Source organism: Legionella sp. 39-23, from assembly GCF_001897665.1.
In the GTDB taxonomy this organism is placed as follows: domain Bacteria; phylum Pseudomonadota; class Gammaproteobacteria; order Legionellales; family Legionellaceae; genus Legionella; species Legionella steelei.
This window is the reverse complement of record NZ_MKTO01000002.1, coordinates 16,332-39,248: the sequence shown is the minus strand read 5'-3', so window position 1 is coordinate 39,248 and position 22,917 is coordinate 16,332. Positions and strand designations below refer to the sequence as shown.

Here is a 22,917-nt window from a genome sequence, read left to right as displayed (position 1 = left end):
CGCCTTAGGGTATGAAGAAAGTAATTTATATTGGGCTTGATAGTTTGACTAACCCTAATATAGCGCAAGCAGTGGGTAAGGCATTCTTATCTGATTTAGTGTCTACAGCAGGAAAAATCTATAAAGAAAGCAATGCCAATTATCGCTTAAACCTGCATTGTGATGAATTGTCGGAGATCATTCAGGATTCTTTTGTAAAGATTCTTAATAAGGCGGGTGGTGCAGGGTTTCAAGTAACTGCTTATGCTCAGACTATACAGGATATGGAGGTATCACTTGGATCGAAGGCTAAAGCAGAAGTGACAGAGGGTAACTTTAATACTCTGATTATGCTTAGGGTGAAAAATGAGGAAACGGCTAATTTACTAGTTAAAGTGCTGCCTCATGTGGGTGTGGTTGATCATACTCAGGTATCTATGGTGAATGATACCCCTCATGGTGAAGATGGCGTTTACTTTAATACTACGAATGAAGACAGGGCTCAAACTACCTCTATACCAATGATTGATGTTCATGACATTATTTCTTTGCCTAAGGGCCAGGCTTTTGTTTTGGTGAATGGTGGAGAATTGTATAAATTAAGAGTTCCTTTACCAATAAACAATCAACTGACACTCTGTAATATGAGAAGCATAATGTATGAAGCAAATCAGTTGAAAAAATAATTTATCTAAACAAAAAACACAATATATTGTGTTTTAATTAATAACATAGTACTATATATATTATTTCATTGTTAAGGAAAACATCATGGCTACAAAAAAAATAAATTATTCCATTTCTGAAATTAAATCATTACCCAACAACAAACCTATTATGTACACAATTCAAACCGCAAGTGGGAAAGAAAACTATATAGGCATTGCCAAAAAAGGTCGCGGGCAGGACAGATTAATTGAACATTATGGAAATATTCCAGGAGCGAAAATAAAAATTGAGCAATTTGGATCAATTAAAGATGCTCAGGCCAAAGAAGGTCGAATGATTAAAAAAAATCAACCCAAATATAATAAACAAGGAAAATAGGCTTCTAACCCGAAGGAAACCAATTTTTAACGCAGCTAAACATAACAAAATAGATGAGCATAAAGTTGGTTTCCTGGTTACATTTTATATAAAAATACGGTTTAAACAGCTTTTTGTTTTGTTATGACAGTAAACAATAAATATGGACGCATAGCGGCCTCTAATTCCTTGACTTTCCTATCTAAATCCAATCGATTATTCTCTATTTTTTCACGATTTTTAGAAGAGGACTCTTCTTTTCTCTCCTGAAATGACTTTATATTTGCTGTGATTTGTAAAATTTCACCTATTTTATTATAAACAGTTGATTCGAGAGAAAATAAAAATTGGGATTCGCGATATGCGCGAATAAAATTTTTAAAAATAGTATCCTTGATGGATTGATTTTCTTTGAAATGGATAAAAATAATGCAATAATCGAAGACATCTAAATAAATTTTAAATCTTTTGTCATACAGGTCTAAACGGACTTTTTCTTTTAAGAGTCTGGTATTCCATATGGAAATGCTTAAGGCAACAACAGCAGCAACAACAGCAGGAATAAGAGAGCTATTAAGTATTTTAGTCATCCACATACAACACCTATATACAAATAATTATTTATTTTTATCATTCTACACGTTTTAATCAGTTAATAACGACAATTGCTTATCCAATATTGTTATTAATTTTTTAATTACTAAAAGCGCTATCTTTTTTTGCCTTCCAGTCTTTTTCAATAAGTTTAAATTCCTCTATTTCGTTTTTTAATCTATCTGGTGTTGGAGATTGGCTTTGATACTGATCAGCAGCAAGATGTGCATCAACAAATCCAGAGCAAATTTCAAGTTTGTCACTTACTTTTTTGCCAATATCGATAGGGCAGAAAATCCTACTTACACTCTTATGTTTGATTTGTCGATCAAATCGAACAACTGTTTCATCGAGTAAAGAATGCAAAATAAAAGCTTCATAAGTAGACCTTAGACAATTGAAGCCTTGCCTCACTAAATCCTCTTGAGTTTGGATATCATGTTCTTTTTGTGATTTTTGCAAATATTCCTCTGCTCTAGTTGGTTTCTTGTAATCCAATTCCATTCTTCTTTTATGGTTTAAATCAATCACCCCAATAGTATTCCCGGATCTTTTAACCCAATGGCAATATAAATCTTCTTTCTCTTTTAGCCCTAATCTTTCTGCCTCACTTATTAGATCATACAAAAAAGAAATATCATGAGTAAGAATAATCACTTGCCTATCAATGCTTTCTTTAACTAATCTTTTTGCAATATACGCTTTTCTTTCATGATCCAATGAATTAACAGGATCGTCGAAGATTAGACCGCCAGAAATTTTACAGATTTGAATTTCAGTAAGAAAATCAGCTAAAGCAATTGCTCTTTGTTCACCTTCACTTAATATTTTAGAAGGGAGGTAATTTAAAATATCCTGAGTTTTCGGCAAGCGTGCGTGACTAAAGACAGAGCTGTTGTTTAGCCTATAGCCTCAATGATTTTAGGAGGCAACTTAATGATAAATGGTACAAATAAATTAGACACGGTCAAACAAGCCTTTAGACACTGGCGAGCCACACGAACTAAGCGGGGACAAATTCCTGACAAGTTATGGGAGCAAGTCAAGGGATTATTGGGTGATTATACTCCTTCGAAAATCGGCAGTCATTTAGGGATTAGTCCAATCCAAATCAGGAAAAAATTATTCCCTGTCCAGAATACTGGCTTGCAGTTTGTTGAGGTAAAAGGAAAATCTACGAGGCTTGATTCAGAGTTTCTATCGAATAGTGATGCGCTTTGTAGTGTTGAACTTCATCGTCCCTGTGGCAGTATACTGAAAATCAATGCAGTACCGATGAGTAAGGTATCAAAGCTCATGCTCGATTTTCTGGGGTAATGATGCTTCAAATTACCCCACAACATCGATTGTTATTGGCAGTAGAGCCCGTTGATTTTAGAAAAGGTATCGATGGCTTGAAAGCCCTATGCCGACAAAAGCTACTTGATGACCCATTCAGCGGTACCGTATTTGTTTTTACCAATCGTATGCGAACCTCAGTAAAACTGTTGGTGTATGATGCGAGTGGTTTTTGGCTCTGCCAGAAACGGTTCAGCCGAGGCAAACTGGCTTGGTGGCCCACTAGGGTGAGCCCCTCAGTTCAATTACGTTCCAGTGAATTATTGATTTTGCTTGCTCAAGGCCATCCAATAAAAGCAAGCCTTCCAGACGATTGGCGTTCTATGGTTTATGCGGCCAGTGATGATTCGAACACAGCCTTGGTGGCCTCATAATTCCAGGGAAGCCATGCTTTGGGCTCTTTAACAATTTGGTCTTTGTAAATTTGTAGTGCAACCAAGTATTCAAAGGGGGTGGTTCCTGCTAACTCACAGGTATAAATAATACTCGTGAGTACACCTCCTACCATAGCGCCGTATTCGGTTTTATAAAACAACCAGGTGTTACGTCCTCGGATAGGGATTTTTAACCCTCGTTCCATATCGTTGTTATGGATGGGCGCACCAGGAATTTGTAGAAAACGGGTGAGCTTCTCCCAATGCTTCAGCATGTATTTTATGGCTTTACCCAGGGAATCATTAGGCTCGACTTGTTTGGATGACAGCAGTTTCTCCATGTATGCTCGGGCTTCAAACATCGCAGGTCTGCTGTGCTTTTGATGATAGATTAGACGCTGTTGTTTATCATGCCCAAGTTGTTTTGATTCCTCGTCCTTCTTAAATGGAATTGAAAGCCACTTCATGATGGGCAGGCAATGTTCTGGGTAGAATGCCTGCAACTCATCAAACTTACGAAAGCCATGAGACAAGCAGTTGCACACAATGGTGTCATGGGCCTCAGGGATGTTATGACTTAGTGCATCACACATTTGGATGACCTTGCCATTATTCTTATGGCGCTTATAAAGAAGGCGCTCCATGTTTTCGCCAGAGTGACGTTGGCTGTTATAAAAGAGTGCTATTCTATGGGCGCCGTTTTGTGCCAATATTCCTGTGGTGTACATGCCAGTTCGTTTTTTATCAGGGTTTAGTCTGTTGTGACGAATCGTATCTACAATTCGAAGAACAGTATCATCATTGTGAATTAAAGAGCCATTAGCGGCGAGTATCTCTAATACTGGGAATACTAATAGCGCACAACCAGCTAATTCTTCCATGAGTTGCCATTGGGTAGAGGAAGGAATGGGAAAGCCAATGAGCGATTGAAAGTATTCTTGTCGATGAAAAGGCATGGCCATGTAGTATTTTTGTAAGGCTAACATGGCTTTAAAACTTGGATGATATTTTTCCTGGTGGATATGAGCTGGAATATTGGCTGAAAAGATCTCATTGCATAAAGCACATCGCAGCTTCTCAATCCAATATTTATTAACGGAAGCTAAATTCTGTCCTTTTATATTAATAAGGATGCCGGGATTGATGGAATAAAGCCTGCCACCACAGTGATGTGGGCATAGTTGTCCGGTACTTAGGGACTCTAAGGCAATGGTGTGTTCCTGTGCATTGATGTAGGCGGTATGCGGAAGGCGTCCATGTCCTGTAGGTTCTTTGGGCTCATAGCTCTCATCATTTGAAGGGCTGGTTTCGGATTCTTCTGCATCGGCATTACTCTCTTCTTCCTTTGGGGATTTGTCTTGTTGTTTCGTAGACTTATTTCCTTTGCCAAAGATAAGTCGCTTTAAATTGGATACAGTTATTTTATGCTCGACCAATGCGCGCGGGATCCAAGAGGCCAGGTGAATACACCCAATGACAAAAGGTTTTGTTCCCTCTGGTAAGTTTGATGAGTGCACCAATGCAATGATCTGATCAACGTCTTCTTGTGATTTTTCAATGACAATCGGTAGTTCTTTTGCTGGTGTCATTTAGCAACCCTGCTCCTCTTAAGGGCAGCAAGGGTAGCTAGCAGGCGTAATAAAATCAATAGGTTGGGGCAAAAATAATGACTCAATGCTTTTTTGCCGCAAATCTACGATTATCTAGACTAACAAATTAACCTCGCATCAATATTTTAACATGCTCAAAATAATGAAACGGGTGATCAAAATTGAATCTAATGGTATAATATGTAAAAACACGCACTTAGCCCATACAATGAAAAAATATAAAATATCTAAAACTTTCCACTTTGATGGTTGGAGTACAGTGATACTTGAGAATCAAGATGAGCAGCCCATTATCAAATGGGTTGGATTTGATATAATGATAAAGGATGAAAAAAAACATCCTTTGGTATAACTTTAGACTTTGCTGATGGGAAAGAAGACGAAGCCATGAGGCAGCTTTTTCCGAGAAAAGGCGAGCAAATGTCACGAAGGTTAGGCTATGAATCAGTCATTCTCCAAGAAAACTTATCATCAATATATAGTTACTTAGACGTAGCCCAAACGATAGACCCTCTTCCCCTTAGTGCATTTTTAGAAATAATGGAATTAGAACCTCTTTTCGATTTAAGCAGATTTGTTAGTTTAGATACAATTAAAAAATTATATGAAAATAACGAACATGACAATGCTCTTAGAACAGCCCTTGATGCAGATGCCAAAGGTGATGATAGGGCATTATTATATCTTGCTAATTTATATTATGAGAATGATACCCCAAATTATATTTTGGTGTTACAGCATGTTCCTCATAGCCATCCCGATTTTATAGAAATCAATAAGATAATATATGAATATTTTATGTGCACTCAAAAAACTATCAATACTTTAGAAGAAAGAATGAGCAATGTGGAACACACCTTTCGTGCTGCTGTAAACGCCCAGCTCGAGCAGGTACCATATCTGTTTGATGAGTTATGTGGAAACTCCGGACTTACACCTGAAATAAAAGAAATCAAAGGAAACGTTGATACCTTAATTCAAGTAGCACGTGTTCAAAGACGAATGAAACTGGAAATGGACAATTTAAAATTTCAATTACAAGCCATGGCTCCTAAAGAAATACGAGTTAGCCATGCAGCAGCAGCCTTATTTTCTACGGGTAACATAATGCAGGAAGACTCTAATAAAAAGGCGATAATATCTGCTGCCATGCCACCGTAATCCCTACATTTATAATAAAGATGATTTTTCTGGATAGTTAAAGTTAAAAAAACATAATGTTTGTGCTAAATATGATTTTCATTCTTTGGCTGTTGGATCCATATTAGCCCGAATCAACGATCACTTATTTCGTATCCACCTTTGTTGGCGGGAGAAATACTACTGAATTGATTCAAGAAGAGGGTAAGAATTCGCAGTCTCTGTATTTCACTTTGAAAATTTGGCTGAACTACAATCAAGTGGAAGGTGTGCTCTAGGGAATTCTATGACTAAAATCGAAAAAATAACGGGTGAGTTGGCCAAATCATTGTGTCGAACAATTACAAAGGATCTACCCGAATACTTTGGCTTACCAGAGGCTAATGTGCACTACGAAATCGGTTTGAAAACACGAACGAATTTCGCAGCAAAGGATGGAGATGGCTATATAGGTCTCATTTCTATTGATTTTCCTTATTAATAATGCCAATGTTTACTGGATGGCTGTAAGACCTAAATATATCCTGAGATAACATTCTTCAGAAACATCGCGTTCAACACTACAAAGCGCATCGTTATTCGATAGAAACTCTGAATAAATCCTCGTAGGTTTTCCTTTTACCTCAACAAACTGCAGGCCTGTTGTATTCTGGACAGGAAATAATTTTTTCCTGATTTGGATTGGACTAATCCCTAAATGACTGCCGATTTTCGAAGGAGTATAATCACCCAATAGCCCCTTGACCTGCTCCCATAACTCATCAGGAATTTGCCCCCGCTTTGTTCGTGTGGCTCGCCAGTGTCTAAAGGCTTGTTTGACAGTATCTAGTTTATTGGTGCCATTTATCATTAAGTCGCCTCCTAAAATCATTGAGGCTATAGGCTAAACAACAGCACTGTCTTTAGTTACGCACGCTTGCCGAAAACTCAGGCTTTGTTTTAATTCAGCAAGCATATCCAAGAATGTTGGGATTACTTTACGATATGCACGTTGTGTTAAAGCTCTTTTCATTAAAAGGGAATGAAGTTTATTATCCAAGTGGTGGAGAGTCGGGCAATGTACACTTAGAGCCGAATCATTTAGGTACGTGTATAATTATTAATGAACTCTCAGTTTGTTGCAGCAACGCATATGGGATATGATTTTTATTGGTATCAAATCGTTTTTGGAGATTCATGGATGGAATAATAATTAAATCATTCTCTTTAGCCATCTCCGAAACAGCTTCAATAATATCACCATTAATTTTAATAAACTGGAAGTCCAAGTCTTTTATTTTTTCAAACTTTGAATTGAGTTTATTATGATAATAGTTTGTAGTCATGATAGTTAATGGTAATCCTAAGGCTTTGCTGATATCTACGACAACATCCAAATATTGCTCATTAAATTTAACGCCAATTGCATGAGCACCAATAACAGTGATAACTCGATTGATTCCTTTGATAGGCATTTTTAATAAAGCTGCGGCAACCGGCACAGTGGAAGTCCACATGACATGATCTATATTTGAACTGAAGATACGTCCTCGTTTGTGCTCCTCTAGAGACCAATTCATAATAATAAAAGATGTTTCACTTTCTATCACTTCATTCAAAATAATTTTAGAGATATTCTTTTCTATTTGATTAATTAACTCAATATCTGTATCTGGATCTTTCATTGGACCTGCTCGTAATCTCTCGCGTTTCTCCTGTATTTCACGTTCATTTTCAGCAATATTCAAAATGAATAATTTTCCATTTCCGTAACGTGCAAGTCTTGCAGAAAAGCTAATTACGTTATCTGGAAAATCATTGCGCTCTACTGGGGTGATAATTCTTTTGAAAAGTGGAATGTCAATTTTGGCCGTTGGCTTTATTTTCGAACCATAAAATTTAACAAGCAGTGGCGAAGTAAATAAAGTAAAAAGAACCATAATAATAATTCCATTAAGGAAGTATTCAGGAAATATGTGTGCATTAATACCAATTAAAATAATCACTAGTGTTGCTGCAGCTTGAGCTTGAGATAATCCCCAAATCACCATCATTTGCGGGCGCGAATACCTAAATAGATAAGAGGTTATCCAGGCAGCAACAAATTTTGTAACATAGACCGCTATGGTTAGAGATAACCCCAAAACTAATGATTTCCAGCTTAAAAAAATAGCCATTGGATTAAGTCTTACGCCAATGGAAACTAAGAAGAGAGGAACAAAAATACTTTCACCCAGAAAAAGAGCTTGTTTTACGGCTCCACTTTCTTTCGAAACAACCCGGTTAATTGCCAGGCCTGCCAGAAATGCACCTATAATCATATTGATACCAATCGCTTTACCAAGAATAACAGCAATTGCCAAGCTTGCTAACATAAATGCAAAATCAGATTGTTTACTATTGGAATAGCGAAAGAATAATTTGGCTATATAGGGAAATGTTAACAAAATAAAAGCAGCATAAAGAATGAGACCCAGCGCTAATAAAGATAAACTTACAAAGGATGTATTGCCTGAGTGTATATGTAATGAAACAATTAACGTTATGAGTGCTGTAATGTCTGTTAACACTACAGCACTTACAGAAATCGCAACTGCCTCATTTTTTAAAACTCCTAGTTCAGTGATAATGGGATAAGCAACCAAAGTATAGGATGCATAAATAGCTCCGAGTAAAATAGAGCCATTGATACCTAATTCAAAAATCCAGCCAATGAGAAGAGCAGACGTTAATGGCAAGAGATAGGTTAATAAATAAAAGATAAAAGTACGTACTCGATTTGATATTAATTGATCCAGATTAATTTCTAGTCCAACGGTAAACATCAAGTAAATAACACCAATGGATGCAAATAATTCAATAGTGGGAGTTAGGGGAAGGAGATTTAATACATGTGGCCCAAAAATGATTCCCCCTATGATTAATCCTATAATGCTGGGAATATAGATTAGGCGTGAAAGCAGCGGCATACAAAAAACAATAAAGAGCATCATTAAAAAAAGAATCGCTGGCTCATGTAAGAAAGTTAATTTCATAACAATTCCTTATAATTGAGCATCTCGGTAGAGGTGGTATCATTTGAGTATTTTTTTGTATCCTCTCTACATCATTCTCAGTTGCTCGACTTTTACTTTCCTCAAGGATTTAATCTGTCGCCTCTTTTCAAGAAATAAATAAACTCAAAAGTAATAACTATGAGATAAGTTAACTATAGCATTCATTTTTCAGAAGGTAATTTTATGGAGATTTAAAAATTCAAACTGAATCTGCTATTGAATCATCCAATGCTATTATCAGTAAAAATCTAATGTCTGAGCTATCTTTTTAGAAAACAGAAAATAATACCTATACTATAGTAACAAATGGTCTAAAATTTAAAGGGAATTTTATGTGCCGTTTTATAGCGTATACAGGGTGTGAGTTATTATTAGCTAATGTCCTTATAAAGCCAGAAGACTCTTTGCTAAGACAAAGTAGACTTGCTAAAGAGTCCACTACATTAACCAATGGTGATGGGTTTGGTGTAGGATGGTATGTTCCCAAAATTAGTCCAAATCCTGCTGTGTTTTTATCCATTTTCCCAGCATGGAATGATGAAAATTTATTACATTTGACTAACAAAATTGAGTCGCATCTCTTTTTTGCTCATGTACGAGCGGCAAGCACAGGTGGTGTTAGTCATCTTAATTGTCATCCTTTCATCCATAAAAATTGGATGTTTATGCACAATGGACAAATACATGATTTTTCATCCATTAAAAGGCACCTAAGAAATTTATTGGGTGATGAAATTTATAACTGGATTAGAGGTGAAACAGATTCAGAGCATATTTTTGCTTTATTTTTAGAGTTGTCAAAAGCGAAAGACCTTAATAAATTGTCTGACGTTGCTCAGATATTATTAGATACTTTTAAGACCATTCAGAACTTAATTAATCAATTTGGCACTCAAGGACCGTCTTATTATAATATTTGCCTTACTGATGGAAAGCGAATCGTGGCAAGTCGTTATTGTACTGAAAAAGTCACAGAGCCAGAATCACTACATTATTTGGAAGGAAAGTATTTTTGGTCTGAACAAGAGTATTTGGAGAAGTTTAAATCAAAACAGAGGCCGAGTGTACTTATTGCTTCTGAGCGGTTAACTCATTTTTCGCATCAATGGCAAACTGTACCCGCGAATCATATGATTTTAGTAGACTCCGATTATTCAGTTCAAATTCAGCCCATTAAATCAATTTAAATAAGGAAATTTACCATATGTGGCAAAAACACTTTTATTTTATTTCAATAGCTCTGCTTCTTATAGTATTTGTTTCCTCTATTTTTTGGGCTTCCAGCCTTTATTTTCTTATACTTGTTATTCCCCTCATTATAATAGGAGTTGCAGATTCATTTTCTAAAAATAATGTTCTTTATAATTATCCATTAATTGGCCATATTCGGTATGTGATGGAATTTATTAGTCCTGAAATCCGCCAATATTTTCTTGAAGATGATAAGAGTGGACGTCCTTATAATCGTCAACAGCGAGAGTTGATCAAAATGAGAGCACATGGAATGCCCGGAACTCACCCTTTTGGTACTGAACAAGATATCAAAAAAGAGGGCTTTGATTTCATACTACATTCGATGGCCGAGAAAAAGGTACCACCCGAGGCCAGTCGAATTATGATTGGTGGGCCTCAGTGCAAACAACCTTATAGCAGTTCTCGCTTAAATATATCGGCGATGAGTTTTGGTGCATTAAGCTCTCAGGCTGTCCTTGCCATGAATAAAGGAGCGAAATTAGGCGGGTTTTTACAAGATACTGGAGAGGGAGGACTCACAGATTATCATCTCCGCTATGAAGCAGACATAGTATGGGAAATTGCCTCAGGCTATTTTGGTTGTCGTACGAAAGAAGGGCGTTTTGATGATGAGGAATTTCGTAAAAAAGCCAATCAAAAGTCCATTAAAATGATTGCTATAAAGTTATCCCAAGGTGCAAAACCAGGAGATGGAGGTCTTCTCCCTGGAAAAAAGGTAACTAAAGAAATTGCCAAGTATCGAGATATTCCTGAAGGAAAAGACTGCCAGTCCCCGGCAATTCATCCTGAGTTTAGTACACCTCGTGGGCTGTTGGAATTTATTGTTCGGTTAAGAACATTATGCGAAGGCAAGCCGGTAGGTTTTAAATTATGCATAGGTCGACGGAGTGATTTTTTAGGCATCTGTAAAGCCATGCTGGAAACAGGCATTCTTCCAGATTTTATTACTATTGATGGAGCTGAAGGTGGTACAGGAGCTGCCCCTAATGAGTTTTCAGACTATGTAGGACTTGCATTAGATGAGGCAATACCATTTGTTCATTCAAGTTTGGTGGGATGTAATCTCCGTCAACATATTAAAATTCTGGTAAGTGGGAAAATAGTGGATGGATTTGATATGGTAAAAAAAATAGCACTGGGTGCTGATTTTTGTAATGTAGCTCGTCCGATGATGTTTGCTGTAGGTTGTATTCAAGCGCTACGTTGTGATACTGGACATTGCCCTACTGGGGTGACAACCCAAGATCCAAAACGTGCCAAAGCAATTGATATTGACACTAAAGCCGTTCATGTTAAAAACTATCATCATGAAACCATTAAAAGTTTTCTCCAAATAGTTGGAACTTTAGGGGTTGACCACCCTGATAAACTTCATCCCAGCATGATTTGGCATCGATTAGGAAATCAGAGGGCAAAAAACTATACTCAACTCTATGATTACTTACAGCCAGGAGCACTATTAAGTGATTCAATCCCAGATGATTTTGCAAGAGATTGGCACCAGGCCAATGCTAATCATTATTTCAATCCTATACCCGAAAATTCTAAGGCTTAATTGAATATAAAATTATTTTAAAGAAATGAATCCTCCAGAACTCTGGATGAAGCACGCTGAAAAATGAGAGGCATGAATAGTGATTCCTCCCCATTTCCTGGGGGGCTAATCAAGAAATTAAGTAGATTGATCTAACATGGTCTAAAATTCAAAAAGGGATACTTCCTATGGAATACATTAAAACTGAAAGATTTGTTATTTGATTATATTACAATCAAATTATCGGGTCTTCTTCATTTTGGGTTTGAACGTAATTGCCGTAGGATAATGATATATTCCTGTTTGTATTTTAACCAAATAATCAATATGGGATCAGTATGGATAATACAGATATATCAGATGATATGAGGCGGTTCATATTGAATAGTGTCCCCTCCATTCCATATCTTGAAGTGATACTATTAATGCGTCATGAACCTCACCGTGAGTGGAGTTTACATGATGTGGCTCAACGTATTTTTATCAGTGATTCCTCTGCTGAAGAGATCCTAAAACAATTAGTGAATGCAGGTATAATAATTGTTTCCACACAATGGCCACCTTTATACCAATTTTATCCCAAAGATGATTTCTTAAAAAACATGCTTGATCAGTTGGCGGCGACCTATTCACTACATTTGATAGAAGTAACTAATTTAATTCATTCTAATATTGATCAAAAAGCACAGCGATTTGCTAATGCATTCACTTGGAAAAAGGATACCTGACTATGGCAGCCATCATCTACATTCTATGTACCATCACCGCTGGGATTTGTGCTTGGTTGCTTTTAAGCAACTATGCCAAACAAAAATCTACTATCCTGCTTTGGGGGGGGCTGTGCTTTTTAGGCTTAACGATTAACAATCTTCTCCTTGTATTGGATGCCTTTGTTTTTATTGAGACAGATTTATCAACCATAAGATTGCTAACAGGTGTAGTCTCGCTGCTACTCTTACTATTTGGGCTAATATGGGAGGAGAAGTCATGATGATAAATGCAATGCTTGTTGGAGCATTTGTAATGGCTTCTATAATTGTTAGCCTATTTTTTCTTCGTTTCTGGAAAAGTACCCATGATCGTTTTTTTCTCTATTTTGCAATGTCCTTTTTACTGGAAGCTTTAAGTAGAGTCATCATTGGAACAACTAATATACAAAATGAAAATCCACTCATTTATTTAATTAGATTGGTTGCTTATTTTTTGATTATTATTGCCATTTACGAGAAAAATAAAAAACGTAGGTAAAGCGAACAGTATAAATTAAACAAGAACTACTTCTGAAGGTTGTAATGAACCTTCACACTGAGTTGCCTAATTATTGTTTTAGAGCATATACAAAATAAGGCAACAAGATATGATTATAAAAGATAAAGAGCTTATATATTTGGACGGAAGAGAAACAGTGTTAACAAAAATAATCAGTCTATTACAACTACAACTAATAGACTAAATATAAAGTAATAAGATTCGCAAGTTTGAAAGGTAATAAATAAGGATATTAAAATTGCGCATAATTTCAAAAGGTCAATACTTGTATAGGTCAATATTAATATTGATTCTTATTTTGCAAAAGGCACTTGCTAGTGAAATTGATAATGTTAATTTACAAGTTACTCGATATATCGATAAAAGCTGGAGTTTATTAACACGCGACAATTGGGTTCAATCCAGTGAGGATCCAAAATTATTAACTGATGAATTGATAGTATATTTACCCAAAGATGAAAATATAAAGGCGGTTAGGCAAAAAAATATAAAATGCTCTCAAATCAAGTTTAAATATTTACCTAGAGATTACACTCAAATAAAAAAACATGGCCTACTTTTTTTACCATATCCATATATAGTCCCTGGAGGTCGGTTTAATGAAATGTATGCTTGGGACAGCTTTTTTATTGAATTGGGCCTTCTCAATAATAATCGATTTACCCTTGCAAAGGGTATGGTGGATAATTTAATTTATGAAGTATTAAATTATGGGACTATTTTAAATGCTAACCGCACCTATTATTTAGGAAGAACACAGCCACCAGTACTAACTGAAATGATATTGGCTTATTATCAAAAAGATTCTAATAAACTTTGGTTAAAATCTACTTTACCTGCAATTAAAAAATTATATCATTTTTGGACATCTCCGCCTCATGCAATACCAAACATTGGCTTATCTCGATATTACTCAGATGGAGAAGGGCCCACACCTGAAGAGTCACCATTGTATTATGAAAAAGTATTAAATTATTTTAAAACCCATTCTATAACTGATTATGATAAAAAACTGTTTTATGACAACCAACATAATAAATTAACTCGTTTTTTTTATATTGCCGATCGCACAATACGCGAATCTGGTTTTGATATTACCGCAAAATATGGGCCTTTTGGCATTGGAATATTAGATTATGCTCCTGTAGATTTGAATGTTTTGTTGTATAAAATGGAGCGCGATACACAGAAAATCTATGACATATTAGGAGATTCTAAAGAAGCTATGCTATGGAAAGAGCGAGCTAATATTCGAGTTAATAATATAAATCGCTATTTATGGGATGAGTCTACAGGTTATTATTTGGATTATGACTTTAAAAAGAAACAACGAAAATTTTATCCATTTGTAACTACCTTTTATCCTTTGTGGGCAGGAATCGCCTCAAAAGAACAGGCTGCAGCGGTAGTTAGACATTTACCCGATTTATTAAAGAAAGGGGGAATTGTAACAAGCCTTAATAACTCTGGATTACAATGGGATGCTCCATTTGGATGGGCTCCAATGCAATATTTTGCTGTGCTTGGTCTTGAAAAATATGGCTACAAAAAGTTTGCAATAGAAATAGCTAGCAAATTCATTAATACCGTAAACAGCGGGTTTCAAAAGAATCACGCGATTTTTGAAAAATATGATGTAAATACATTAAGCACTCGTACAGATAACAAAATTAAATACAGTTATGCTACTAATGAAATTGGATTTGGTTGGACGAATGGAGTTTATTTAGTTTTTTCAAAATTCCTTGAACAGTCCACATCTGTGAAGGATTAGCATTAATAATCGGTGTAGAGTCGCTATGTTTAGGCCAAGTAACTTTATTATTAAACTTCAGGATGATGACCTATGCGAGAGAAAACCTTAATACTTTATGTGCTTTCAATTTTATTAGGCATATTAACAGGAACTGTGGGTTCATTATTGCAACTGTCAATCCATTGGTTAAATAATGCTTTAATCAGCTGGTTTAATTTTGCAGAGTCAAAAGGTTTAGATATAGATATCGTTTCTGCGCTCACGACGATGGTCATGGTTTTTATCGCATGGATGTTGGTCAAATGGGTAGCAACTGAGGCCTCAGGAAGTGGTGTTCAGGAAATTGAGGGTACTTTACTTCATGAGCGTCATATTTTTTGGCGCAGATTGCTGCCTGTAAAATTTATCGGTGGTGTTTTGTCAATCGGTTCTAAAATGGTGCTCGGGCGCGAAGGGCCTACGATTCAAATTGGTGGTAACCTTGGTGAGATGTTAGGTGAGTGTTTCTCTTTAACTAGAAAAAGACGTGACTCACTTATAGCAGCCGGAGCAGCAGCCGGGCTTGCAACGGCTTTTAATGCACCTCTTGCTGGAGTCCTTTTTGTACTTGAAGAAATGCGCAGTGAGTTTAATTTCTCCTTTACAAATTTTAAAACGGTTGCCATTTGTTGTGTGTTCGCAACGATCATGTTGCATATCATAATTGGACCGCAACCTGATATTAAAATGGCTGTATTTACCCCGCCCAATCTTCAATCTCTTTGGTTGTTCTTTGCTTTTGGTATAGTTGTAGGTATTGTTGGTCTTGGCTTTAATATGTTTTTGATGAAATTGCTGAACATCCTGGATAAGCTAAAGCCTTGGGTAAAAGATATTTACGTATTAATTATTGGTCTCACAGTAGGGTATTTGGCTTATAAACAGCCTGGTGTTGTTGGAGGCGGGTATCACATAATCGAACAAGCTTTAATAGCTTATCCTGATTTCTTAGTCTTGGTGGTGTTACTTATAATCCGATTTATTATGACCTTATTGTGTTACGGTACAGGTGTTCCTGGTGGGATTTTTGCGCCAATGTTAGCTTTAGGAACCATTTTAGGATTAGCTGCATCACATATTCTTCAGGCAATTTCAAGTGATATAAATATTCATCCGGGTATGTTTGCAGTTGCTGGCATGGGGGCTCTGTTTTCTGCTTCCGTAAGAGCGCCGATTACGGGGATCATTTTGGTTGTTGAAATGACGCAAAATTATTTATTGATATTGCCGTTAATGGTTACCTGTTTGACATCTACTACAGTAGTGCAATTAGCAAGAAACGCCCCTATCTATACCCAATTGTTGCGTAGAACGTTAAAAAAGGAGCAGCTTCATAAATGACAATAGAAATTTAAAAAATTTATGAGCATTATTTTGGAATGTTCAAAAGAACATTAAGCGTATTGCTAACTCATAGATTCTAAGACATCCAGTCCTCAAAATTGTTCTTGATATGTTATATTTGTCTGCTTAAGAGAAACTTTATCGCAACAATTTAGGCTGACAAACTCTTCAGAGCTATTAGTTATTCCTAGGCTAGATTCAGGCTCTAATTCAAATGAAAAACCATCCTTAAAATTATCGGCGGTAAATAAAACCATTACAGTGCCTTCTGGCATAGTTAAGTTATTAATAATGCTTTTATTTTTTATTGCAATAAAACTTAATAAATTCTCAGCATTCTGTTCTTTGGATTCCAAATTACATACAAATTTTCTTGTAAATTTAAAATTTCCCTGCATAAGAAATTGCTCACCAGGAGGGAGATCAAATAAACAATTTGAGGTACCAGATATGCTATTAGAATAGATCGACCATAATAAGAAATTAACCCCCAAAAATTTGTTACTTATTTCTCTAATTTTCATATTCTACCTTTAAAAACTTTATGATAAAAATTGTACTTATTTATAACTTATGCTGTTGCAACCAATACTCAAGCAAACCAACTTGCCACAGCTTAGAAATACCTGAACGCGTAAAATTCTTTTCTGATTTTGTAAATAAGCTTTGAACTGCTTGTAAATTAAAAATACCTCTTTGCTTTATGTTTTCAGGAGAAAGTACTTCACGCATTAACTCCAAAGTACTTCCCTCTAAATACTTCAACGCTGGAACAGGAAAATATCCTTTGGGGCGATCTACAATTTGTTTAGGAAGCATTTTCCTTCCAAGCTGTTTTAAAATATATTTACCTCCTTGGGGCAATTTATATTTAAGGGGCATAGAAGTTGCAAGTTTGAGCATCTTTTCATCCAAAAAAGGGACTCTTGCTTCTAAACTTGCTGCCATGGTCATATTATCAACTCGGCATAAGGGACCATTTGCTAATGCGAAGGTGCTTTCATATTTAAGTAGATTATCGACTGGGTTTCTAGAGTTATTTTTTTCACAAAGCTTCATTAAAAAATCCGAAGCATGAAATGGTGTTTGGAGGTCTGGCATTACAAGTTGCTGGTATTCTTTAAAAGAACGATCAGCGACTTTGTTAAAAATGATTTGTGCTGATTGTGATGGTAAAGCTGGATTTACATGTATATTTTGAAACCAATGATAACCTGCAAAAATCTCATCTGCGCCTTGACCTGAAAGAACTACTTTAACATGTTTGGATACCTCGTGAGAAAGAAGATAAAAACCGATATTGTCATGACTCAACATAGGTTCTGACATTGCAGAAATACAATTTCCTAATGAATAGGCTAACTGCTTATTTGAAATAAACATTTGCTGATGCTGTGTATTAAATTTTGAAGCAATAAGATTCGAATATAAGAATTCATCACCTTGCTCTCCATGTGTACTATCAAACCCAATAGAGAATGTTTGAATTTCTTGTTGTCCAAGTTTGGAAGCCATGGCCACAAGTAATGAAGAATCTAATCCTCCAGAAAGTAAGATGCCCACAGGAACGTCTGCAGCTAATTGGCGATGAGTTGCAGATTTTAATACTTCGTAAGTTTCTTTTATCCAATAATTTTCATCACGATAATGCTCTGCTTTTGTATTCTCGAATTTTAAATTCCAGTAGCTCTCCTCTTCAATTTTACCATCAGGGTGAACGGTCATTAGGCAACCTGGAGAGAGTTTTTTTACACCAGATAAAATCGTACGCGGTTCAGGAACCGCATGAAAGGTTAGGTAATAATGAAGTGCGATTCTATCAATTGATGTATCGACATCACCAAATTCAATTAAAGCAGGTAACGTGGATGCAAATTTGAATCCATAATTTGCATCAGCAGAATAATAAAGTGGTTTAATGCCTAATCGATCGCGGGCAAGTATCAATTTACCTGTATTTTGTTCCCAGATAGCAAAAGCAAACATACCATCGATACGATGTACACAATCTTTTCCCCAAGCATGGTATGCCTTAAGAAGTACCTCCGTATCACTATTGGAATTAAAAGAGTATCCTTTAGATTTTAGGATTTCGCGTAACTCAGTAAAATTATAAATTGCTCCATTAAAAACTAATGCCAAACCTAAATCTGAATCAACCATAGGTTGCATCCCCAGATTTGATAAATCAAAAATTTTCAGTCTTCTGTGTCCAAGCGCCAAACTTTTCGTGAGGTATATATGACCATCATCAGGTCCTCGGTTAAACTGCCTGAGTAAAACCTTTTGTAGATTAAGAAGAGGAACATTTTTTTTATTGAATTGAAATTCACCGGCGATACCACACATAGTCTATCTTCCTTTTATAATTTAGAAGTTAAATCCATAGGTACATTCACTAATGCATCAGTTGTTTTCAAAGGTTTAAAAAATAATAGGCGTGGTTTGTCGCCGAACTTAGTAAACTCTTCTTGCTCTTGATGTTTCAATGTTTTCTGTAAGATCCTTTTTGAACCTTCATTTGAGGGGTGAACCGTGGCAACGATTTCTTTAATGTTCTTTTCTAAGGTTCCACTTTCACTTTCAGAAATAATGTGCTTTATAAATTTTTTCCCTAAGATTGCAATTTCAGTTCCATAACCTTTTCCCCAAAAAGCTTGATCAATAATATAAGCAATTTCACCGACATTTTGATGGCCGACTCCTACATGAGAGAAATCATCTAAAGAATGTTTTATGTGGAGATAACCAACAAATTCTTGAGTAGTTGAATGGTAAATTGAAAGCACCGAGAATTTGTTACCAGAATTCCAACGTTTCGTTTCATCCTGTATGAACTCTTTTACGGCAGAGGGTTCCCAGGTCTTTCCTTCACCAAACATCTTTATATTTTCAGAGCTCTCTAAAAGAGTAGTATATTTATCAATTAAAAAGCTCTCTTCATCTTGATTGAGAGATCTGGCCACCAACCTATTCGAATAAATTGTGTAATGATTTAATTCGCTTTTAATCGTTACATTACCCAATTTTTTTGATGTATAAGTTACTTGTTTCATTATTATATTCCTCGATTGCTTTTAAAACAGCAGTTCCCATCAAGGGGTTGTAATGACAGATTCGCGTCTGTATAAAGGGGTTTGAAGTAAGAACTCACTGACGTTGTGCTTCACAATATCTTTAAGGCAATGATTGTGAGTAAATACTTTGCGTTGTCGTTCAGAACTTGTCCCTGAATCCATAATCACTTTAAGAGTAGAAAAATAAGTTTGATAGTCCAATTTTTTGATATAGGGCTTTAATTTTTCAAACCATTCATGGAGGTCTTCGCGCATCAATTTGGTTTTACCTTCAGTATTCATTACTAGCTCAGCATCCAAACCGTAACGAATGGCTCTCCATTTGTTTTCTCGAGAAAGCCAATAAGGGGGATAGGCGACTGATTCAAGCCAACTTCCATTATCAGCAAACCAATGGGCAAGTGTATGAATCAAGGCAACTAAAGCAAGCGTCTCTGATAAAGTGGCAGCACCATCACAAACACGAATTTCTAATGTTCCAAATCCAGGACTTGGTCTTAAATCCCACCATAAATCTTTAAGAGATTTAATCGAACCGCATAATTTTAATGACTTATATAAATGCTCAAAATCTTGCCATGTTCGGACATGATAGGGTTGTCCTGCAGTTGGTAACGCTTCATAAGTAGTTGGTCTACAAGAGGCAAGCCCTGTATCTATTCCTTGCCAGAACGGAGAGCTTGAAGAAAGCGCTAATAAATGAGGTAAAAAATACATGAAAAAGTTGTTAAATCGAATACAATCTTCACCACTGGACATGCCAATGTGAACATGTAAGCCATAGACACTCATACGTCGGGTAAGCCATTGATTACGATCAATTAGCTCTTGATAACGAGTCGTAGGAGAGACTACCCAATCGGAGTATTTAGAGAAAGGGTGAGATCCGGTTGTGGAAAATAAAACCCCTAAATCCTTTGTTGCTAGTTGTAAAGAAGCGAGTGTTTTATAAAGATCATCTTCAACTTCCTGAGCAGTGATGCATTTATCTGTATTCACTTCTATAGTACTTAAATAAAACTCTTGTTTAATTTTTTCGAGATGGGCTGTAGCATTAAGTACATCAGTTGCTCTTGAGCATAAATTAAAGTTTTTAGAGTCAATGAGCTGGAGCTCAATTTCTACTCCTAACGTTAATACTCCATTACTATTAAAATAAATTTCTTCCTCTGTAGGAGTGCAGGTCAATTGCGATGCATCCCTGGTTGATCTTAAGAGTTGGTTAATTTGATTATCCATTCGATAATCCTCCCTTTGTTGATGATACTTGAGAATTACTAAAGTGACTGGTGTATTGAAAATTAATTTCAATATTATTTTTGAGGATACTTCTATAGTTATATTGAATACTTGGATACAATAGCTAATGCCCTTAAAAATCTATATCTGTTGATATTATTTGTACACAAAGTATTTATCATGGTACTGGGTAAATTAGTTCATTGCAACCGTTAATAGGTAAAGAATCATCCATGAGTGATATCGAGAAAAAATCGCTAGACGACAAAATAACCGCTGCTCAACAGTCAGAACAGCGTTCCAAAAGCATCATTCTTGCCTTACGAAAAATTATGCAGCAGATGGATTATCATTCCAGAAGATTAAACAAATGCTATGGCTTGACTGTCCCTCAAATAGTCTGTTTGTATGAAATTTATGAAAATGGAAGAATGACCATATCTGCTCTTTCAAAAAAAATATATTTATCAATGAGCACTATTGTAGGGGTAATTGACCGACTAGAAGAAAAACAATTTGTTAATCGAACACGTGATATTCAGGACCGCCGTATTATTTATATTGATATTACAGAAAAAGGAAAAGAGTTTGTTTCTGCTGCCCCTTATCTTCTACATAATAGATTGAACGATAACCTTCAGGTTTTAACTGTAGAGGAGCAAATAGCGCTTGCTAATTCAATCAATTTATTAGTTGATCTTTTAAGAGATATATAAAGTTATTTTCTTAAATAAGAAAAATGGCTGCAATATTATCTATGAAAATCTTTCTTTCAATGATTGCGTGCATACAGTTTTTTCACTAAGGGACCGATAGTCAGTCCTTGAATCAAGATTGAAAAAACAACCACGATATAGGTCATCATTAAGATAGCTTCAAAGATAAATTCACTTTCTTTTCCAACTATATTGCGCAGGGAAAGAGCCAATGCCACCGAAATCCCTCCACGTAAGCCGCCCCAGGTGAGAATCTTGATACTATGCGGAGTGAATTTTAGTTGACGACGCATTAAAGTTAATGGCACAGCCACTGAGATCCAGCGAGCTAGTAGTACCACTGGAATCGCAATTATCCCAATCAACAGATATTGATTATTGATAGTTAGTACGAGCACTTCTAGGCCGATTAAAACGAAGAGTACGGCATTTAATATTTCATCGAGCAATTCCCAGAAGGTATCCAGATGTTTGCGGGTTTTATCGGACATTGCAAACTGTCGTCCGTGATTACCAATAAGCAATCCAGCCACTACCATGGCAATGGGGGCTGAGATATGAATCCGCTCTCCTAGCGCATATCCACCCATCACAAGGGCAAGCGAGATAAGAATTTCAACCTGATAATTGTCGATGGATTTTAACATTTGGTAGGCGATATAGCCGATTACCAATCCAAACAAGGCACCTCCAATAGCCTCTGTAATAAACAATATTAATAAATGTGAGATACTGAGTTCATGTGGGCTTGAGACAACTTCAAGAATACCCAGAAAAAGTACAACACCTATTCCATCATTAAAGAGCGATTCTCCAGCGATTTTCATTTCTAAATTCTTAGGAGTGCCTAGAGTTTTTAAAATGCCCATCACCGCAATCGGATCAGTAGGTGAAATAAGAGCGCCAAAGAGTAAACAATAAATAAAAGAAATTTGAATATTGATTAAAATGAGTAGCCAATATATTAGCAGACCTACAATTGCAGTGGAGATTAGTGTGCCAATGAGGGCCAGCACCGTGATAACGATTTTTTGTTCAGCAAGTTGACTAATATTAATATGAAGCGCACCAGCAAACAGCAGAAAAGAAAGCATTCCATGGAGTAAAGTATCATTAAAATTGATCTGCTCCAAAAAAATTCTGGAACCTGAAATAATTTCAGGCCAGATGGTTCCAGATACATTCAAGCACAAAGAAAGTGCTAGAGCGATGGCCATCAATCCGATTGTTGGAGGAAGCTTGAACAATTTAAAATTAACGTAACTAAATAGAGCTGAGAGAGTGATTAGAGTTGCAATAATTTCAAAAAACGACATATACACTCCTGTTATAAACTACAAATATAGATTAAGAGATATGTTTACTTATTATGTCGGACCCCAAAAAAAGGAATGCTCAAAAAATCTAACTTATTTCATTTTTTTGAGCATTTCTATGCCATTAGTTTTCCAGAATCGATATAATAAAATGGCTCCAACTCCTGCAAATATTATATTGAGAATAGTTGTATAGTTAAGCCTTAATCGATTCAATTGCATGATAAATGGATATAAACATTATTTTCTTCCTGATTAGCATACATCAATTGTAGTA

Annotated in this window: 23 protein-coding genes and 1 pseudogene; 14 read left to right on the top strand and 10 right to left on the bottom strand. The window is 36.0% G+C overall.

The window, feature by feature from the left end:
* Positions 1 to 14: 14 nt before the first annotated feature.
* Together BGO44_RS00315 and BGO44_RS00310 are read left to right on the top strand one after the other, a co-directional pair.
* Positions 15 to 665, top strand: a pseudogene (locus BGO44_RS00315) (TraM recognition domain-containing protein); the annotation flags it as partial.
* A gap of 85 nt (positions 666 to 750) precedes the next feature.
* Positions 751 to 1,026, top strand: a complete 276-nt coding sequence (locus BGO44_RS00310) for a hypothetical protein (RefSeq protein WP_273197507.1) — start codon at positions 751 to 753, stop codon at positions 1,024 to 1,026.
* Between the two features lie 101 nt (positions 1,027 to 1,127).
* Here the strand turns inward: BGO44_RS00310 and BGO44_RS00305 are convergent, their stop codons facing one another.
* Positions 1,128 to 1,595 carry a hypothetical protein gene (locus tag BGO44_RS00305; protein ID WP_273197504.1) on the bottom strand — a complete coding sequence of 156 codons (468 nt, stop codon included), beginning with the start codon at positions 1,593 to 1,595 and terminating at the stop codon, positions 1,128 to 1,130.
* Between the two features lie 103 nt (positions 1,596 to 1,698).
* Entirely contained in the window at positions 1,699 to 2,469 is a 771-nt protein-coding gene (locus BGO44_RS00300) for an AAA family ATPase (protein WP_273197502.1), read from the bottom strand.
* 66 nt (positions 2,470 to 2,535) lie between these two features.
* On the opposite strand from BGO44_RS00300, the gene BGO44_RS00295 reads away from it, so the two are divergent.
* Both BGO44_RS00295 and tnpB read left to right on the top strand, forming a co-directional pair.
* Complete coding sequence (locus BGO44_RS00295) at positions 2,536 to 2,916, top strand: hypothetical protein (protein WP_273197500.1); 381 nt, start codon at positions 2,536 to 2,538, stop codon at positions 2,914 to 2,916.
* A complete protein-coding gene (tnpB, locus tag BGO44_RS00290) occupies positions 2,916 to 3,311 on the top strand; it encodes an IS66 family insertion sequence element accessory protein TnpB (RefSeq protein WP_273197497.1) in 396 nt (131 codons plus the stop codon). Before BGO44_RS00295 ends, tnpB begins: the two co-directional genes overlap by 1 nt.
* On the opposite strand, the gene BGO44_RS00285 is transcribed toward tnpB, so the two are convergent.
* A complete protein-coding gene (locus BGO44_RS00285) occupies positions 3,266 to 4,900 on the bottom strand; it encodes an IS66 family transposase (RefSeq protein ID WP_273197495.1) in 1,635 nt (544 codons plus the stop codon). The two genes, tnpB and BGO44_RS00285, sit on opposite strands and share 46 nt — an antisense overlap.
* 408 nt (positions 4,901 to 5,308) lie before the next feature.
* Between BGO44_RS00285 and BGO44_RS00280 the strand changes: the two genes are divergently transcribed.
* Together BGO44_RS00280 and BGO44_RS00275 are read left to right on the top strand one after the other, a co-directional pair.
* Positions 5,309 to 6,082 (top strand): hypothetical protein, encoded by a 774-nt coding sequence (locus BGO44_RS00280; RefSeq protein WP_273197492.1) that lies wholly within the window; start codon positions 5,309 to 5,311, stop codon positions 6,080 to 6,082.
* Between the two features lie 265 nt (positions 6,083 to 6,347).
* Positions 6,348 to 6,542: a hypothetical protein gene (locus BGO44_RS00275; RefSeq protein WP_273197490.1), complete on the top strand. Its 195-nt coding sequence runs from the start codon at positions 6,348 to 6,350 to the stop codon at positions 6,540 to 6,542.
* A gap of 12 nt (positions 6,543 to 6,554) precedes the next feature.
* On the opposite strand, the gene BGO44_RS00270 is transcribed toward BGO44_RS00275, so the two are convergent.
* Both BGO44_RS00270 and BGO44_RS00265 read right to left on the bottom strand, forming a co-directional pair.
* Entirely contained in the window at positions 6,555 to 6,911 is a 357-nt protein-coding gene (locus BGO44_RS00270) for a hypothetical protein (protein WP_273197487.1), read from the bottom strand.
* Between the two features lie 226 nt (positions 6,912 to 7,137).
* Complete coding sequence (locus tag BGO44_RS00265; protein WP_058511933.1) at positions 7,138 to 9,075, bottom strand: cation:proton antiporter; 1,938 nt, start codon at positions 9,073 to 9,075, stop codon at positions 7,138 to 7,140.
* A gap of 353 nt (positions 9,076 to 9,428) precedes the next feature.
* Here BGO44_RS00265 and BGO44_RS00260 point away from each other — a divergent pair, with 353 nt between their 5' ends.
* From BGO44_RS00260 to clcA, 7 genes are all read left to right on the top strand, one after another.
* Positions 9,429 to 10,283, top strand: a complete 855-nt coding sequence (locus BGO44_RS00260) for a class II glutamine amidotransferase (protein WP_058511934.1) — start codon at positions 9,429 to 9,431, stop codon at positions 10,281 to 10,283.
* Between the two features lie 17 nt (positions 10,284 to 10,300).
* Entirely contained in the window at positions 10,301 to 11,905 is a 1,605-nt protein-coding gene (locus tag BGO44_RS00255; RefSeq protein ID WP_273199006.1) for an FMN-binding glutamate synthase family protein, read from the top strand.
* 317 nt (positions 11,906 to 12,222) lie between these two features.
* Positions 12,223 to 12,612, top strand: coding sequence for a hypothetical protein (locus tag BGO44_RS00250; protein WP_058511936.1), 390 nt, complete (start codon positions 12,223 to 12,225; stop codon positions 12,610 to 12,612).
* Between the two features lie 2 nt (positions 12,613 to 12,614).
* Positions 12,615 to 12,875 carry a DUF5985 family protein gene (locus tag BGO44_RS18535; RefSeq protein WP_058511937.1) on the top strand — a complete coding sequence of 87 codons (261 nt, stop codon included), beginning with the start codon at positions 12,615 to 12,617 and terminating at the stop codon, positions 12,873 to 12,875.
* Entirely contained in the window at positions 12,872 to 13,132 is a 261-nt protein-coding gene (locus BGO44_RS00245) for a DUF5985 family protein (RefSeq protein ID WP_202814175.1), read from the top strand. Before BGO44_RS18535 ends, BGO44_RS00245 begins: the two co-directional genes overlap by 4 nt.
* Positions 13,133 to 13,439: 307 nt before the next feature.
* Positions 13,440 to 14,927 (top strand): trehalase family glycosidase, encoded by a 1,488-nt coding sequence (locus BGO44_RS00240; protein WP_416338558.1) that lies wholly within the window; start codon positions 13,440 to 13,442, stop codon positions 14,925 to 14,927.
* A 72-nt stretch (positions 14,928 to 14,999) separates the two neighbouring features.
* Positions 15,000 to 16,289, top strand: coding sequence for a H(+)/Cl(-) exchange transporter ClcA (gene clcA / locus BGO44_RS00235; protein ID WP_273198998.1), 1,290 nt, complete (start codon positions 15,000 to 15,002; stop codon positions 16,287 to 16,289).
* Between the two features lie 95 nt (positions 16,290 to 16,384).
* Here the strand turns inward: clcA and BGO44_RS00230 are convergent, their stop codons facing one another.
* The 4 genes from BGO44_RS00230 to BGO44_RS00215 are packed head-to-tail and all read right to left on the bottom strand — an operon-like array spanning position 16,385 to position 20,608.
* Positions 16,385 to 16,816 carry a hypothetical protein gene (locus BGO44_RS00230; RefSeq protein ID WP_058511940.1) on the bottom strand — a complete coding sequence of 144 codons (432 nt, stop codon included), beginning with the start codon at positions 16,814 to 16,816 and terminating at the stop codon, positions 16,385 to 16,387.
* 40 nt (positions 16,817 to 16,856) lie between these two features.
* Positions 16,857 to 18,641, bottom strand: a complete 1,785-nt coding sequence (locus BGO44_RS00225) for an N-acetylglutaminylglutamine amidotransferase (RefSeq protein ID WP_273198997.1) — start codon at positions 18,639 to 18,641, stop codon at positions 16,857 to 16,859.
* A 14-nt stretch (positions 18,642 to 18,655) separates the two neighbouring features.
* Complete coding sequence (locus tag BGO44_RS00220; protein ID WP_058511942.1) at positions 18,656 to 19,348, bottom strand: GNAT family N-acetyltransferase; 693 nt, start codon at positions 19,346 to 19,348, stop codon at positions 18,656 to 18,658.
* A gap of 39 nt (positions 19,349 to 19,387) precedes the next feature.
* Positions 19,388 to 20,608 (bottom strand): carboxylate-amine ligase, encoded by a 1,221-nt coding sequence (locus BGO44_RS00215; protein WP_273198992.1) that lies wholly within the window; start codon positions 20,606 to 20,608, stop codon positions 19,388 to 19,390.
* A gap of 233 nt (positions 20,609 to 20,841) precedes the next feature.
* On the opposite strand from BGO44_RS00215, the gene BGO44_RS00210 reads away from it, so the two are divergent.
* Complete coding sequence (locus BGO44_RS00210; RefSeq protein ID WP_058511944.1) at positions 20,842 to 21,324, top strand: MarR family winged helix-turn-helix transcriptional regulator; 483 nt, start codon at positions 20,842 to 20,844, stop codon at positions 21,322 to 21,324.
* 56 nt (positions 21,325 to 21,380) lie between these two features.
* On the opposite strand, the gene BGO44_RS00205 is transcribed toward BGO44_RS00210, so the two are convergent.
* Positions 21,381 to 22,640, bottom strand: a complete 1,260-nt coding sequence (locus BGO44_RS00205) for a cation:proton antiporter (protein WP_058511945.1) — start codon at positions 22,638 to 22,640, stop codon at positions 21,381 to 21,383.
* Positions 22,641 to 22,917: the final 277 nt, after the last annotated feature.